The following is a 16,618-nucleotide window of genomic DNA, read 5'->3' on the forward strand; positions in this document are numbered from 1 at the left end:
CAGAGCTGAGAGTATTCAATTGCTGCGCGGAACGGCCCGAGCCTGGGAAGCGGTCTCGAACCGGTCCTCACAGCAGACTATATTTCTGACAACCGTAGGCGGCAAAACAGTAGACCTAATAATTACCTAATAATTATAAAAATAGATTCTATAATATCATTTATTTAGGAAAACAATGTGATAAGATTTAAGTTATATAAGATTAGTTATATCGGAGGATTTCATTGGGGTCAGAACAAACAATAAGCATGATGCAAATTATTGCCATACTTCGTAAACACATAAGAATGATTTTGGGGACTACATTTGTCGTTACATTAGCAGTGGCATTTGTGACATTTTTCGTCATGGCACCAAAATATCAATCAACAACACAATTACTAGTTAATAGGAAGCTTTCTTCAGAAATGCAGGCTGCACAGTTGCAACAAACGCAAGCTGATGTGCAGATGATCAATACTTATAAAGATATTATTACTAGTCCCACTGTTTTAAAGAGCGTGGACCAAAAAGTGAAAAATTATCCTGGTTATCCGGGATCAATGGACGCTTTGAAAAAAGAAATTTCTGTAAGCAGTCAACAGAACTCACAAGTTTTCTCAGTTACAGTTAAGTCAACGGACCCTTATACATCAGCTGAGGTTGCTAATTTGACTGCCAAGACTTTTAAGAAAAAAGTCGGTAAAATCATGAGTATCGATAACGTTTCAATCGTTTCACCAGCATCAATCGAAAAACATCCAGTCAGTCCAAGAAAAACATTGAATTTATTGGCTGGAATTGTGGTCGGATTATTGTTGGGTGTCGGTTTTGCTTTCATTAGAGAAATTACGGATACGACGGTCACATCTGAGGATTTCTTGACACATGAACTAGGCCTAACGAGTCTAGGAATTGTGAACGAAATTGATCAAGCTGAAGTTAAGAAACGAATTTATTCTAAACAAGAGATTTATGGTTCAAATAATACCGGCTTAGCTGCACAGCCTAGTCAAAAGAGGGTGTAGATTATGTCCTGGTTTAATCGCAAGAAACACAAACTTGATAATACTAGTTTGAAGTATGGAATCGGTCTCGTAACGTACACTGATCCTAAAGGGATGATTTCCGAACAATTCAAGACGATTCGCACAAATATTCAATTTTCATCAGTTGATAAGAAATTGAAATCTTTGTTGTTCACATCGTCTGCTCCATCTGAAGGTAAGTCAACTATCAGTAATAATGTTGCCGTAACATGGGCTGATCAAGGCTCAAAAGTTATTTTGATGGATGCTGATTTACGTCGCCCAACTGTTCACAAAACTTTTGGTGTCAGTAATCGACGTGGATTATCAAGTTATCTATTAGGTAACGCAACCTTGGATGAAATTATTCAACCAACTGTTGTGGATGGATTGTTCGTTATTACCAGTGGACCAGTGCCACCTAATCCAGCTGAATTGCTTGGTAGTGCAAGAACCAGAGACTTGTTAATACGGTTAGTTGATAAATTTGATTTATTGATTCTCGATGCGCCACCAGTTAATACTGTTACTGACGCACAAGTTTTGGCAGCTCAAGTTGATGGAACTATCTTGGTTGTTCCTCAAGGCATCGCCGATAAAGCTGGTGTAATGCATGCTAAGGAAGCTTTGCAGACGGTAAAGGCTAATATTTTAGGAGCCATTATGAACCGAGTAACGGAACAGAAATCCGGCGGCTATTACGGTGGCAGTTATTATGGTGGTTACTACGGCGGTTATTATGGAGCTGATGATAAAAAATGAAATTGATCGACTTGCATTGTCATATTTTGCCAGGAGTCGATGACGGTGCCAAGGATTTAGATATGGCTTTGAAAATGGCTCAAGTGGCCGTTGATCAAGGCATCAGTCACATCTTGTTGACACCACATCACATGGATAGTCACTATTCGAATCATAAACAAGAAGTTGTTAATCGTACGAAGATTTTTCAGCAAGATTTGTTAGACAATGGTATTCCACTGAATGTTTTTCCTGGTCAAGAAGTTCATCTAACGGGTGAATTGCTCAAAGGAATTTTTAGTGATGATATTTTGTTTATGGACTCTGGCAACCATTATTTATTGCTGGAGTTACCACATAATGAAGTGCCAGAATATACTGAAAATATGCTGTTTGAGTTGACAACACGAGGTATCACACCAGTATTGGCACATCCAGAACGTAATCTGGGATTTCAAAAAGATCCCGATAAACTGTTTGATTGTGTCGAAATGGGATGCTTAACTCAATTGACAAGTAGCAGTTACATGGGTGTATTCGGAAAAGAAGTTCAGGCTTTAACTGAAAAAATTGTGAAGGCAAACTTAGGCTTTGTCTTTGCATCGGATGCACATAACTTTGAAGGACGTCGATTCATGATGAAAGAGGCTTTTATCAAATTGGCCGAGCAAGAAGGCGTTGAGACAGCAGAAAGATTTAATCAAAATGCCAAGAATATCTTGAATGGGGACGACGTTGAAGTTGGTGTTATCCAACATATTTCAGATGTTAAGAAGAAAAGATTCTTTGGATTATTTTAGGGATTAAATGAAAGCGGAAGCACTTTTAAAGTATTAAAAGTGACTTCTGTTTTGATGATTAATTTATAAATGTTTATATGTTTTCTTAGGGGGAAATAAATTTGGAGTATTGGGAAGGACAAGTTGACGCAAAATATCAACAGAGTCGGCATATTTACCGAAGCATAAAACGAGTCTTTGATTTTGTTGCAAGCTTTATCGGTTTGATATTACTATCACCATTGTTTTTGATGGTTGCTATTGCTATTAAAGCTGAAGATCCCAAGGGACCAGTATTTTATTCGCAAACACGATTAGGAAAACACCAAGAACCGTTCGAAATGTATAAGTTTCGATCGATGGTAGTGGATGCTGAAAAGCTAAAACAGACGCTTTTGGATAAGAACGAAATCAAAGGCGCTATGTTTAAGATGAAAAATGATCCCAGAGTAACTAAAGTCGGCAAATTCATCAGAAAGTATAGTATCGATGAATTACCACAATTGGTAAATGTGTTAACAGGCGAGATGAGCTTAGTTGGACCACGTCCACCTTTGCCAAAAGAAGTTAAAAAATATTCAAGTTACGACAAACAACGCCTAACAGTCAAACCCGGATGTACCGGTCTCTGGCAGATAAGCGGTCGCAATGACGTTGGATTTGAGGAAATGGTTCGATTGGATCTGGATTATATCAATCATCGAACGGCAGGATATGATATTTATATTTTGTTTAGAACGATTGGTGTCTTTCTGTTTCCTAATGGGGCCTATTAATAAAGGTAATAATATGAAAAAAATTGTACATATAGTGGAATCATTTGGTGGAGGAGTATTCTCTTATCTTTCTGATTTAACATCCGGACTATCCAATCGTTATGATATAACTATCTTATATGGACGAAGGCAACAAACACCGGAAAATGTTACAAATTATTTTCCTGAAAATGTAAAATTAATTGAAATTAAAAGTTTTACAAGAAATCTTAATCCATTGGCAGACTTAAAATCATTTATAGAAATATCAAAACTTCTAAAGAAAATAAATCCAGATATTATTCATTTACATTCATCCAAGGCTGGAGCAATTGGTAGATTGTTATTTTATAAAAGTAATCAAAAAGTTTTTTACACACCACATGGGTATGCGTTTTTGAATAATCGGGATAATAATTTAAAGTCTCATTTTTATTTCTATATTGAAAAGGCTTTGGGGTTTAGAAAAGTTCAAACCATAGCTTGTAGTAAAAGTGAATATTTAGAGAGTTTAAAAGTTACTAAATATTCAGGATTTATTAGTAATTCCATTGATACTGAAAAATTAAATGAATATTTCACAGATAATAGTAATACAGATAATTCAATATTTACCGTTGGTAGAATAGACGAACAAAAAAATCCTGCTCTTTTTAATGAGATTGCAAAATCAATGCCTAATGTAAATTTTATATGGTTTGGTGATGGTGATAAGAGAAGTCAATTATCGTCAGACAATATAAAAATAACAGGTTGGATGCCAAGAGAAGAATTACTGTCAAAAATACAAAAGCCTAAATATTTTATATTAACTTCAAAATGGGAGGGGCTTCCTATCTCTCTACTTGAAGCTATGTACTTAGAAAAGATATGTTTCGTTACGGATGTTCCTGGAAATAATGATGCGATTACAAATAATATTGATGGATATCTTTTTAAGAATAAACAACAATTTCTAGAAAACTTTCGTTCCAAAAATATTTCTCTGGGAACATTATCGAAAAAGAAAGTAGAAGAAAAATTTTCTAAAGAAAAAATGATTGATGATTATATAGGAATTTACGAAAGAGGCAATTATGACTAAAAAAAACTTAATTGTTGTCACTTTTGGTACTTTTTTTCTAAGCTTATCTTTGATCTATTTTTTATTAAGTAGAAGCATATTTCCAAATTATTTTTTTAATGATAATCAAACTATTCGAAGTTATATGAATAATATTAATTTAAATAGTGACAAAAATTATGTCAGTACTGCAAAACTATTTTTATTGTTTAAATTTAATGCCAATACGTCATATGAAGTTGAAGCATTTTTTGCTTGGATTATTTTTGCGATACTTATTTTAATACTAATTTTTAAATATAGAATTGACTTTTTAAAGATTGGAAATTTATTGTTGCTAACAATGTTCACACTGTTTTACGGAGCTTATTCAGCACAATTTTCAAAAGAGCTAGTTGTCTTTATCATGTTAGATGTTGTTCTATTAGTTTCACCCTTGAAAAGGTTAAATAAAGGCTTAGGAATATTCATATTGCTATACGGAGTGTTCTTTCGAACCTATTGGATATTAATATATTTTTGTTCTATATTATTTTTTATTATATTTAATTCATCCCATTTAAAAAAGATTGAAAAAATAATCTTATATTTTGTGTCTATTTTTGGAATGGAGTTTTCTTATAGTTTGATAACGGGTGGATTTCTATCCGATGCTAGATACAGTGTTAATAGTACGAGAGATATGAATTTTTACGCTAATACAATGATTAATAATCCGTTTATCAATTCGTCTGTTTTTACAGATTTTTTGAACTTTATGTATGGTTTGATTAATATATTTGTTCCCATCGATGGGATAAATTCAGCAAATGAAATAATTTATTATATTTGGATTTGGACGATTGTTTATTTATGTATTGGCTTTGTTAGAAATAGTAGGGATGTATTGGATTATAAGCTTTTTTTTATAATTTCAATGCTTACAATACAGGCATTTTTTGAACCTGATGTGGGATCAATGCTAAGACATCAAATAATATTAGTTCCAGTTATTTTACTTATGATAAATAACGATGATTATCTTACAACTAAAAATGATAATAATTAATAGGAGAATTATTTTTGGAAAAAAGCGTTTTTTTTGTGGCCAGTAATCCATTTAATCCCGATCCAAGAGCGGAGAAACAAATGATTACTTTATTAAAGGGAAATTATAATGTTTACGGCATAGGGTGGGACCGTGATAAAAATGCAGATTATACTTATGATATGCCTATTGGAATAAAAGTATATGAAATAGGCATTAAAAGTTCATTTGGTAGTGGTTTGAAGAATTTGATTCCACTTATTAAATTTAATATTAAATTGCTGTTTAAATTAATTAAATTTAATAAGAAAATTGATATTATACATTCGGTTAATTTAGATACTGGTTTAGTTTCTATTTTTTTCGCCAAATTATTTCATAAGAAAATAATTTATGATATCTATGATTATTATGTGGATGCTTTTCCTGTTCCCAATGTACTGAAGAAAAATGTGAAAAAATTAGAGGACATGGTTATAAGCAAAAGTGATCTAACTGTGATTCCAATTGATTATAGAAAAAGTCAAATTAAAGATGCAAAGCCTAATAAACTAGATATCATATATAACACACCAAATTACAGCTCTAGTAGAAATATAAAAAAATATTTAAAGATGTATGTACCTAATAAGATAAATATATCTTTTGTAGGTGCGCTGGTTCCTGACCGGTTTCTTGATGAATTAATAGATATTTCTAAAGAGAGAAATGATGTTTTTTTTCATATAGCCGGATTCGGATCTGAAAACTTGGTTAATAAAATCAAAAATAGTTCGAGTAATATAAAATTCTATGGGAAAGTTTCTTATGATGATGGATTAGCAATTTCCAATATATCTGACATTATGATTGCTATGTACAATCCTAGTGTAAAAAATCATAAATATTCGGCACCTAATAAGTTTTATGAAGCATTATTCTTAGGGAAACCAATTGTTGTTTCAAATGGCACAGGAATAGATTCATTTGTAAAAAAGTATGATGTTGGCTATGTAGTGGATTATTCTAAAAGGTCTTTTGAATTATTTTTAGATTCAATCGATAAAGCAAATTTGGTTGATTTCAAAAAAAGAAACCAAGCTTTATACAAAAATAAATTTAGCTGGATTGAAATGGAAAAAACAATATTAACATCTTATAAAAACCTGTAGATTAAATATATCTATTTATCATATGTCCTGAAGTAGATTTGGAGAGACTTTCATGAAAGTTATTAAGAATTATTTATATAACGCCTTTTATCAGGTTTTTATATTGTTGGTACCATTTGTAACTATTCCTTATTTATCAAGAATTCTTGGACCAGTCGGTGTGGGAATAAATTCATATACTAATTCCATTATTCAATTATTTATTCTTTTAGGTGGGTTGGGAACTAATTTGTATGGGAGTAGGCAAGTAGCATTCGTTAGAGATAACAGAGAAAAACTTACTAAAGTCTTTTATGAAATAACAATTTTTAGAATTATAATTTTTGGTATTTCCTTTTTTTGTTTTGGAATATTTATGCTATTTAATCATGAATATAGATTGTTCTATTGGGCCCAGGCCATTTCGATAATCGCTGCAATGTTTGATGTTGCCTGGTTTTTTATGGGAATAGAGAATTTTGCAGTCACGGTCTTAAGAAATATTATAGTGAAAATAATTTCATTGATACTTATTTTTACATTTGTTAAATCTTCTTCCAATTTGCTTATCTATATATTAATTATTTCTTTTTCTTTAGTGATAGGTAATTTAACTTTATTACCTAGCCTAAAAAGGTATATTGGCCGTCCAAACTGGAATGATTTTACTATTTGGAAACATTTGATGCCTTCAGTTTTACTGTTTGTTCCACAGGTTTCAACGCAAATTTATGTACTCATAAATAAAACACTTCTAGGATCAATGGTTAATGTTCAGGTTTCAGGTTATTTTGATCAATCTGATAAAATAATTAAAATGATTCTGGCCATTGTAACAGCAACCGGAACAGTTATGATGCCTCATGTTGCTAACGCGTTTGCTAAAGGTGATAATGGTAAAACAAAAAAATACTTATATGAAAGTTTTTCATTTGTTTCTGCATTATCTATACCAATGATGTTTGGACTAATGGCAGTGTCTTCAAAATTTGTTATATTATTTTTCACAAAGAAATTTATCGATGTCATTCCAATTATGATGATTGAATCCATTGTAATTTTATTAATAGCTTGGAATAACGCACTAGGAACTCAGTATTTATTACCAACTAATCAGACAAAATATTATACACAATCAGTTATTTTAGGAACCGTGTTTAATTTAGTCTTTGATATTCCCTTAATCATTCTTTGGAATGCCAAGGGGGCTGCTATTTCGACCGTCATTTCTGAGTTTATAGTAACCGGATACCAATTATGGACGTTGAAATCACAAATCAATTATAAAAAGTTGTTTAAAGGTAGTTTAAAATATTTCTCTGCAGGTTTTATTATGTTTCTCATTATATATTCATGTGATAGAAATTTAAATAATTCATGGATGAGTATTATTTTAGAAATAATCGTTGGCATTATTGTATATATGTTTTTGCTTGTTCTGTTTAAAACAGAAATTATTGATGAAGCAAAAAAAATATTAAAACATTAAATTTATTTAAAATTAGGGCTAATCAAAGGAGGCGGATAAAAAAATATATATTAATCTCTTCATAAGCGGTATAAATTCCGTAATAAAAAAGTATAATGAAGACATGAACTAAAATTCATTATCAAAGGATGTATTTAGTAACTAAATATATTTTTTGAATTAAGTAGGGGGAAAACATATGCACAACAAACGTAAGAGCAACAAGCGTCGTAACTTAAGAGCTTTCTTAATTGCGTTCGCTCTTTTACTAGTTTTCGGTGGTGCTGCATTAGGTATGTCAAAATACCGCAGTGTTAAGGGATCTGTCGACAGCTCATTCCAATCATCAGGTGTTAATACAACTGATGTTGCTGCCAAATTAAAGGCTAAGAAGCCTATCTCAATCTTGGTTATGGGGACTAATTCAGGTTCTTCAAAATTAAGTAGAGATTATTCGGGTCACACAAACAGTATGATGGTTGTTACTATCAATCCTGAGACTAACAAGACTACTGTTGATAGTATTTCCGGGGAAACTGCTGTAAATAATATCTCTGGATACAAGAGTCAATCACCGGTTGCACTAAAACACGCTTATGAATTGGGACAAGCAGGCGCAAGTGTTAAGACTGTTCAAGATATGCTAAATGTTCCTATCGATTTCTACTTGCTTCTAAATGTTGATGGCTTGAACAAAGTTGTTAACGAAGTCGGTGGAGTTGACGTTACACCTAAGTGGACATTCAGCTATGGTGGCTACAACTTTACTAAAGACGTTTCAACTCACATGAACGGTGCCCAAGCTTTGGCATACGCTGGTATGAGTGGTAAATTTGGTGACTACAGTCGTCAAATTCGTCAACGCCAAGTATTGACAGCTATCTTTTCTAAGTCAGGCTCAATTTCAACATTATTGAACCAAGACTTTATTGATTCATTAACTGACCAAGTTCTAACTGATCTTTCATTTGATAATTTGAAGACTATCGGTGCTGATTACCGTGGTGCTACAAAGGATGTCAACCAAGACCACTTAGACGGTACCGAAACTACTGTTAATGGTGAAAAGATGCTAGTCGTAACTAATAACGAGCTACAACGTGAAACTAACGTTCTACGTAATAGTTTGGGATTAGGTAAGGCTAAGACTGGTAACATTGAATATGTTCCAGCTGCTCAATAATTAATCTTGAAATTTATTTAATAGCGTATTCGTAATTTGCGAAGCGCTATTTTTTTGTCCTGAAATTTGTTGATGTATAACTATAGAAAATTTAGCGAAAAAATCGGACGGCAAATTGGACCATAACTGAGGCGCTTAAAAATAAATTGAGCGTATAAAAAAACGGCAATCTCTAATTATTTGGAGTTGCCGTTTTTTATTTACTTCTGTGATTTTTTACGTCTGAATCCAAGAATACCAGTAATAGTAAGTAAGAATAATCCCAATTGCGTGAATAAGGATGCTGATTTCTCACTGGTTTGAGGAAGTGTTCCGCTGTTAGCTTGAGTTTCTTGTGAATTGGTATCTTTAGCAACGTTGGTAGAATTTGAAATCAAATTATTGGGGTCAGTTGCAATATTAAGATTACCAGAAGAGTTGGTTTTAGCCCCAGTGATTAAGTTACCGCCATTGTTAGGTTCAGTGACAATATTGGAACTTGTGTCAGTATTATTAACTGAAGTGTCATTAGAGGCAGTGTTATCACCAGAACTAGAATTGGAACTTGAACTATTATTGGTACTAGTATTGCTGCCAGAATTTGAGTTACCATTACCAGTATTGTTGCTAGAACCAGAGTTACCAGTATCTGTATTATTACCAGAACCGGAATCTGAACCGTTATCTGGGTCGGTAGTGTTTCCAGAACCAGAGTTATTACTACTATCTGAGCCGGAATTTGAACCGCTACCGGATGTTTTAGCATTGATAGTTAAAACAGCGGTCTTGGTAAGTGTTTTACCAACCGAATCCAAATAAGTATAAGTGATTGTATATTTTCCAGATTGAGCAGGATTTATTGTATCGGCATTGACAGTGGTTGTTCCATCAGTACTAGGTATCGTGGCGGTTAAAGTACTATTTTTCAAAGCTGTGGCAGCATCGACTGGATTACCATCACTACCAGTTAAAGTAGTGATATTATCGGCAGGGTTCCAAGTTGTACCAGCAGTGATAGTTTTATCGGTCGTCGTTAGGATACTGTCGTCAATGGTCAGAGTAGTGGATTTGGTTAATTTTCCATAAGTATAGTCAATTGTATAAGTTCCAGGTTTTGAGGTATCAATTGACGTAGCGTTCGAACCGTCAGCATTGGTTAAAGTATTGCCTGAGGCATCTTTGATTGTAACTGTTAATGGATCAGTAGTATCGGCTAGAGCAGTGGCTGGAGTGATATCGTTACCGTTTTTATCTTTTAATTCGGTAATACCCTGAGCATAAGTCCAAATACCGTCACTGGAAGTGATAATATTTTCAGGATCAATGGTTTTTAAGACACTATCGTCAGCAGTTACTGTTATCGTTGAAGCGGTTGCAGGCGTCGTAACATTGCCTTGATTATCAGTATATGAGTATTGAACCGTATAGGTACCTGGAGTGGAGGTATCAACATTTGAGATAACTGTCATAGTACCATCACTGTCAGTGTATGTGTAAGTTGTACTGCCATTCTCATTTTTCACTGAATTTTCAGGTGTCATATCACTGATTTTCTCATGGCTGATGGTTGAGGATTCACCAGCACTGGGCATAGTGAAGGTAATATTGTCATCCGGGGTCCAAGCAGTACCTTCATCAATTGTTGAGTCATTGGTATCTAAGGCAGTAGCAATTTTGGCGACTATAAAGGCGTAATTATTACCGGTTGCGGCGGTGCTATTTAAATCCAATGACATTGGCTCAGCGGTAACAGTTGTTGGTAGAGTTTGTGTAGCAGCATTATAAGTCAATGTGCTTATATTTGGAAAAGTTCCTACATAACGAAAGGAGGGTAGCCACCAACTTTTTTTATTATTTGTTAAAGTTTTTAAAAAGCCCTGCTCATAGGTACTGGGGTCATAAGATGTTCCTGGGGATATAGCAGATGTAGCATTATATAATAATCCTGATAAAGTGGTAGATCCTGCAGTGGTGTATCTCACGTAGTAGTTATCAGTTACTTTTGTGTCGATAAAGGAAAGCTGCTTGGCACCATTATTAGAGGCAATGCCAACAACATTTGCATCAGGCCAGTCAGTTCCAAAAGTGGTTGAAGGCATGGATTCGTATAAACTTCCATGTGGATATTCGGTTGTATCACCAACACCAGCATATAGCACATCATTGGTTGGCAAATTGCTGGTACCGAAGGTGTCATTACCGTTATCATCCTTGGCATTTATGGTCACGTTTTTAATGCTGGAATCATTCGTAGTATGAATTAAAACGGACATTTTTAATTGACTTGAAAATCCCTTTTGAGGATTGGATCCTAAAATACTGGAGGCATCATCTGGTCGAAAATAATAGACTTGACGGCCAGTAGCAGTATTAGCTAATTCGGAGACGGTCAAAGTATTAATATGGATAAATCCTTGCGCATTCAGCGCTGTGACATAATTATTGGCACCGGTTTGCATCCAATCAAGGGTCGAATCGACAGAAGATGGCAAAACTATATAGAATCCAAACAAATTGTTGCCAATCTCATTGGACCAAAGTTCGGAACTGTAAGGTAGTACTTTAACCATGGCCATTGAATTATAGGGAACATAACTACCGTTTACACCAACATAAAAGTTTGATAGGGTAGGAACCTGATCAATTGCCTTAGCAGTTGGAGCATCGCTATTGGTGATAGCTTCTTGATTGGTAGTAACTCCAGATACTGGGGTTGTGGAATCAGCATTGGAACTATTTTGAGTTACAGCATCACTACTAGTTGATGTGACAGTACTATTGCTTGCAGGTAAAAGAAAAGGCTGTGCTGTAGTGTCACTTTCAGAACCAGTATTATTGTTAGAATTTAATGTGTTACCAGTACTGTTTTTGGAATTATCAACAGATTCAGTTTCCGAGTCACCTTCTGGAGCGACAACATCTTTAGAACTAGTGTCACTGTCATTTTCAGTTGAAGTATTTGGGTCAATCGCATCATTTATAGGTTCAGAGTCATTTGTTGTCCCAGTTTTGGATTCGGTTATTGCCGTTGTGCTATCTTGCTCAGTTACACTGGGTTCCGCCGTATTAGTAGTTGCAGCGTTAACTGGTGTAGTGACAGTTAAGCCTGCTAAAATCGAGGCCGTTGCCAGAGGAACAGCTAACCATAATTTTTCTGTTTTAAAGGGTTTCGGATTATTTTTTGAGTAATCTACACTCTTGTTTGTTTTCCTCATTAATATTACTTCCCATCCCTCGGATATATGATATTTTCATGGGAATAATCATAATCCTGTTAATAACGCAATAATAGCATTAATATTTTATGCCAGAACACTATATTAGAAAGATACGTTTACAAAATATGATATTTTTTATAAAAAATATTCAGTTAATGATTTTTATTTGTAGCTCGGCAAAAATTCAGATTATCAAAAAATAAATAGTGAGATAAAATATGCCAACTTTCGAGCATTAAGATAAAGAGACACTGTAATCCGATTTGGGGATTACAGTGTCTCTTTGTCTTATGTAATTTCACATAACAGTTCTGATATTTTTGGTATATATGTTTGTTAATAAACTAAAGGATGAAAGTTTAGGTAAGTATGCCGTTTCCAGAGATGAGAGTATTCAATTGCTGCGCGGAACGGCCCGAGCCAAAGTACGGTCTCGAATCTCGGTTTGAAGGCTTTACAAAGTTCGTCAATTCTCCAAACACACCCGGTGGTGTAAGGACTAAAGTCTTAACGCCACTTTCGCGGCAAATGAATACTTTCAGCTCTTCCAACTAGTTTTTTTATAACAGGACTGTCCAATTGTGATCTTTTGATATTTAAATAAATTGGTAAATAAATTGAATTTAGGACTGTCACAGCAATATTTATATCACTTTTTCACCTTTCAACCTTTAGTAAATTAAATAAAAAATGAGTTGTATCACACTTAAATAACCAAGTAATTAGGTGTAAAATAACTCTATTTTGTTTGATTACGAAGCCATAATTAACCTCCAGTTTCTAAGTATCAATTATATAAACATTGATGTAACAGCAAAATTTGTAATTCCGTAGCATATCTAAAGTAATCATTGAATCATTTTTTTTCAAACAGCAAATTAGTCGGAAGAGCTGAGAGTATTAACCAGCTGTGGATGTGGCGTTACGGCTTCAGCCGTTACACCACCGGGCGAGTTTGGAGACTTACCAGTCTTTGGTAAGGCTTCAAACCGAGGTACGAGACCGCCCCTCAGGCTCGTGCCGGTCCGCATAGCAGGTTAATACTCTCAGCTCTGGAGACGGCATATTTAATAAAAAATATTCTTTAAATTATTTGCTTTTTTTTGTTGCTAGGATTTGCAACTTGGTGCTACATTCACTGCGTATATATATCCAATCAAACATTTCTTAGCTGATGTTTGTAAATTATTCTATTTCAAAACCAAGCAACCTTACACCAAAGGAAGAAAGTAAACTTGAAGAGAAAAATAATAATTTTAATACTAATCAATTTAGCAATTGTTTTAGCTATATCAGTCGTCGGTTGGTCAGAATCAAGAGGGGACTTACAAACGGTAGTCGATTCCCAGACGGTTTCAAATAGATCTGACAGTAAAGCTACAGTTAAACCACAGTTCACTCCGACGTCGGATCCAATCATTATTTTATTTTTCTGGTTGACTTCGGGTTATAACCTTCAGCCTAGTAATCAATATACTTCTGTCAATAAATCTAAAACTTTTTACACCAATTCTGGACGGTCATTTCTCGCGAGTTTGCTGCCAGGATCGCCTCATTATACTTGGTACAAATCTGATGATGGGGTGAAATGGTCTGCTCTGGACGTGACTGATCGTGATTTAACAGTTACCCCAACAAAGGTGGGAACTGTTTATTATCAGCAGAAAACCGATTGGTATTTAGCATTTCCAACACTTCTTGATACGATTGTATATTCGAAAATGGCGTTTCTAACAGCTTTCCCGAATGCAATTGATGCTACTAAATTGACCGTTACCGCGGACAGCAATTATTTGTATAACAATCAATCTCAAAAGGATACGACCTTTGCTAGAGCTGAACCTGAACCGTCGGATTCTACGGGCGATATTACCTGGTCTAGTGACAATACAGATTTGGCAACGGTTAACAAAAATACTGGACTGGTGACGGCCAATAATAGTGGAAATTCGGGGACCGTCAAAATTACCGGAACGATTGCTAATAATAATGAACAGACTGTGAGCGATACGGTTGCAATTCGGATTGGTGGGGGGCTAGATTCTCAAGTGGTAAACGAAGGTGAAGATGCAAGTTTTGAAATACAGGGTCACTTCGACCAGAAACCAACCACAGTAGTCTGGCATAAGGTTTCTACTAGCGGAAAAGATACGATTGTTGATAATAACGGCAATGATATGTCATACAATATTAAGACGGCCGCATATAGTGATACCGGTTCGAAATATTATGCTATTATGACTATCAAAAGTGGTGACAATGTCTCGACAATAATGACTAATCAAGCGACGTTAACAGTTATAAGAAATATTGTTCCGAATCTAACGATTGCAAATACTGTTTTTAATAATACTCGTGATAATCATAATGATGAAAATACGATTTTAAATGAAGTTTCCAAAGACGATAATTTAACTTACAAAGTAAATTTCACTGATGCTAACCCTAATTCTGAGATGATGAGTGGGGTAGCTGGGTTAAAAATTCCTCGAACCTTTGGTGTAACTGATGTTCAAATAGATGGTGTAACTACCAATAATATTAGAGAAATAAATGATCCAGATGATTCTCAAGGTTCCATTTTGATTATTAACTATATAGATTTTTCGAAGGTGAAGAATCATGTGCTAGTAGTGGATGGAACAATGGGGGATATCGGTGCTGCCTTGTCCTATACGTCAAATGTTGAATTTTATGGATTAGATAGTAAGGGAGATCCGATTATTCAAATTAACGGTCAACCAGACTTGAAATTGAATTTTGCTAATAAATTACTAATATTAACGGCTCATAATTGGCAATACCAGACTGTTAATTCCACCGGTCACAATAGATTGTTGAGACGAATAAAAATGGCTGGTAACGCATTAGATGTGTCTGACAATAGGACCGAAAAGAATCCGTCTAAGCTCTATTTAATACAAAACGAACCATTAAAGTCTGGAAATGAGATTTTGAATTCAGAAATTAGATATTATAAAAAGGACGGCAGTTTTGAAATTTTAACTGAGCACGGCACTTTAGTTGAAAAAACGGCTGATGGTGACACAGTACAATCGATTTCATGGGGGTCCAATGAAGGACCGTTATTATATATTGACGCTGGCAAAGTAAATAAGGGCAACTATTCAACTGAGTTGGAATGGTCATTAGTCCAGTCAGTTTAAGAAAAGTCATAAACCACAAAATTCACCTTTAGATCAATAACATGTACAATAGAAGCTACGAGAGGGGGGGATAAAATGGCAATGAAACCACAAAAAATCATTAAGATATTGCGTCAAAACGGTTTTGTCAAAAAGTCACAGAATGGTTCGCATCTGAAGATGTATAATCCCAAAACCAATGTGACACTTCCAGTCCCCATTCATCATGATAAAGAACTTGAACATGGGATTGAAAGCAAGATATTAAAACAGGCTGGAATAAAGATGAATTAATCGGATATTAGGTGTTTTAGGTAAGTATGCCGTTTCCAGAACTGATAGTATTCAATTGCTGCGCGGAACGGCCCGAGCCAAAGGGCGGTCTCGAGCCTCGGTTGAAGCCTCGCAAAACCCCGCGAGTCTTCAACACGCCCGGTGGTGTAATTGCTGAAGCAATAACGCCACTTTCGCTGCAAATGAATACTATCAGCTCTTCCAACTAGTTTATTTTTTAATAGCGGAATAAAACTAAGACTTCTGATCATTTAAATAAATTAGCTCTAGATTTGTAACAACAATGGTTATATTCGTTTTTCACCTTTAAACTTTCAGGTGTTCTAAAAACAAATTACGCAAAATAAATAAGACTCCACAAAGGTGTAGTCTTATTTATTTTGCGTAATTTTTAATGTCGAACGTAGATGAATCTTCTTTTTCGACAAATGCATATTAATGTGTATAATAGCCTATGTGAGAGAGGACATTTAGAATGCCGTTAAAGCCTATAGAATTAATTAAAATTCTGAAGCAAAATGGATTTATCGAAAAATCGCAACAAGGATTGCATTTAAAAATGTATAATCCTATACGCATGGTGCTAGTTGATAATTAATTACAAATATTCGCTTCAATTATATTTTTCAAATTAAAATTTAAAACGGGCTGGATATAAAACAATTGAGCTTTTCTATACTCAATTTATGAACAATTAACTAGTGGAGCATAGCTCTCACTTTTATATTCTGATATAATCAATTCAAAAAAGGATATATTTTATGAAATCAGATATCAGACCTGTTAAACAACACATCAATCTTTCCGATGATCAAGTTAGTCGTTTAC

The 16,618-nt window shown here is 34.4% G+C and carries 12 protein-coding genes; 11 read left to right on the forward strand and 1 reads right to left on the reverse strand.

The window, feature by feature from the left end:
* The first annotated feature begins 224 nt into the window (after window positions 1-224).
* The 9 genes from FFM71_RS06775 to FFM71_RS06815 all read left to right on the forward strand — a co-directional run bounded on the left by FFM71_RS06775 (window position 225) and on the right by FFM71_RS06815 (window position 9,153).
* Complete coding sequence (locus FFM71_RS06775; protein WP_137611417.1) at window positions 225-1,007, forward strand: YveK family protein; 783 nt, start codon at window positions 225-227, stop codon at window positions 1,005-1,007.
* Window positions 1,008-1,010: 3 nt separating this feature from the next.
* Entirely contained in the window at window positions 1,011-1,769 is a 759-nt protein-coding gene (locus FFM71_RS06780; RefSeq protein WP_137611418.1) for a CpsD/CapB family tyrosine-protein kinase, read from the forward strand.
* On the forward strand, window positions 1,766-2,548 hold the full coding sequence (locus tag FFM71_RS06785) for a tyrosine-protein phosphatase (protein ID WP_137611419.1): 783 nt from the start codon (window positions 1,766-1,768) through the stop codon (window positions 2,546-2,548). The genes FFM71_RS06780 and FFM71_RS06785 overlap by 4 nt, the downstream gene beginning before the upstream one ends.
* A gap of 101 nt (window positions 2,549-2,649) precedes the next feature.
* Complete coding sequence (locus tag FFM71_RS06790; protein WP_223876495.1) at window positions 2,650-3,303, forward strand: sugar transferase; 654 nt, start codon at window positions 2,650-2,652, stop codon at window positions 3,301-3,303.
* A 13-nt stretch (window positions 3,304-3,316) separates the two neighbouring features.
* Window positions 3,317-4,366, forward strand: a complete 1,050-nt coding sequence (locus FFM71_RS06795) for a glycosyltransferase (protein WP_171000497.1) — start codon at window positions 3,317-3,319, stop codon at window positions 4,364-4,366.
* Window positions 4,359-5,393, forward strand: coding sequence for a hypothetical protein (locus FFM71_RS06800; protein ID WP_137611422.1), 1,035 nt, complete (start codon window positions 4,359-4,361; stop codon window positions 5,391-5,393). Before FFM71_RS06795 ends, FFM71_RS06800 begins: the two co-directional genes overlap by 8 nt.
* Window positions 5,394-5,407: 14 nt before the next feature.
* Window positions 5,408-6,523, forward strand: a complete 1,116-nt coding sequence (locus FFM71_RS06805) for a glycosyltransferase (protein WP_137611423.1) — start codon at window positions 5,408-5,410, stop codon at window positions 6,521-6,523.
* Between the two features lie 52 nt (window positions 6,524-6,575).
* Window positions 6,576-7,991 carry a flippase gene (locus FFM71_RS06810; protein ID WP_137611424.1) on the forward strand — a complete coding sequence of 472 codons (1,416 nt, stop codon included), beginning with the start codon at window positions 6,576-6,578 and terminating at the stop codon, window positions 7,989-7,991.
* A 178-nt stretch (window positions 7,992-8,169) separates the two neighbouring features.
* A complete protein-coding gene (locus FFM71_RS06815) occupies window positions 8,170-9,153 on the forward strand; it encodes an LCP family glycopolymer transferase (protein WP_137611425.1) in 984 nt (327 codons plus the stop codon).
* A gap of 200 nt (window positions 9,154-9,353) precedes the next feature.
* Here the strand turns inward: FFM71_RS06815 and FFM71_RS06820 are convergent, their stop codons facing one another.
* On the reverse strand, window positions 9,354-12,347 hold the full coding sequence (locus FFM71_RS06820; RefSeq protein ID WP_137611434.1) for a beta strand repeat-containing protein: 2,994 nt from the start codon (window positions 12,345-12,347) through the stop codon (window positions 9,354-9,356).
* A 1,238-nt stretch (window positions 12,348-13,585) separates the two neighbouring features.
* Here FFM71_RS06820 and FFM71_RS06825 point away from each other — a divergent pair.
* Both FFM71_RS06825 and FFM71_RS06830 read left to right on the forward strand, forming a co-directional pair.
* Window positions 13,586-15,517, forward strand: a complete 1,932-nt coding sequence (locus FFM71_RS06825; RefSeq protein ID WP_137611426.1) for an Ig-like domain-containing protein — start codon at window positions 13,586-13,588, stop codon at window positions 15,515-15,517.
* Between the two features lie 75 nt (window positions 15,518-15,592).
* Window positions 15,593-15,790 (forward strand): type II toxin-antitoxin system HicA family toxin, encoded by a 198-nt coding sequence (locus tag FFM71_RS06830; RefSeq protein ID WP_137611427.1) that lies wholly within the window; start codon window positions 15,593-15,595, stop codon window positions 15,788-15,790.
* The last annotated feature ends 828 nt before the right edge of the window (window positions 15,791-16,618 follow it).

The sequence above is a fragment of the Companilactobacillus huachuanensis genome (genome assembly GCF_005404815.1).
In the GTDB taxonomy this organism is placed as follows: domain Bacteria; phylum Bacillota; class Bacilli; order Lactobacillales; family Lactobacillaceae; genus Companilactobacillus; species Companilactobacillus huachuanensis.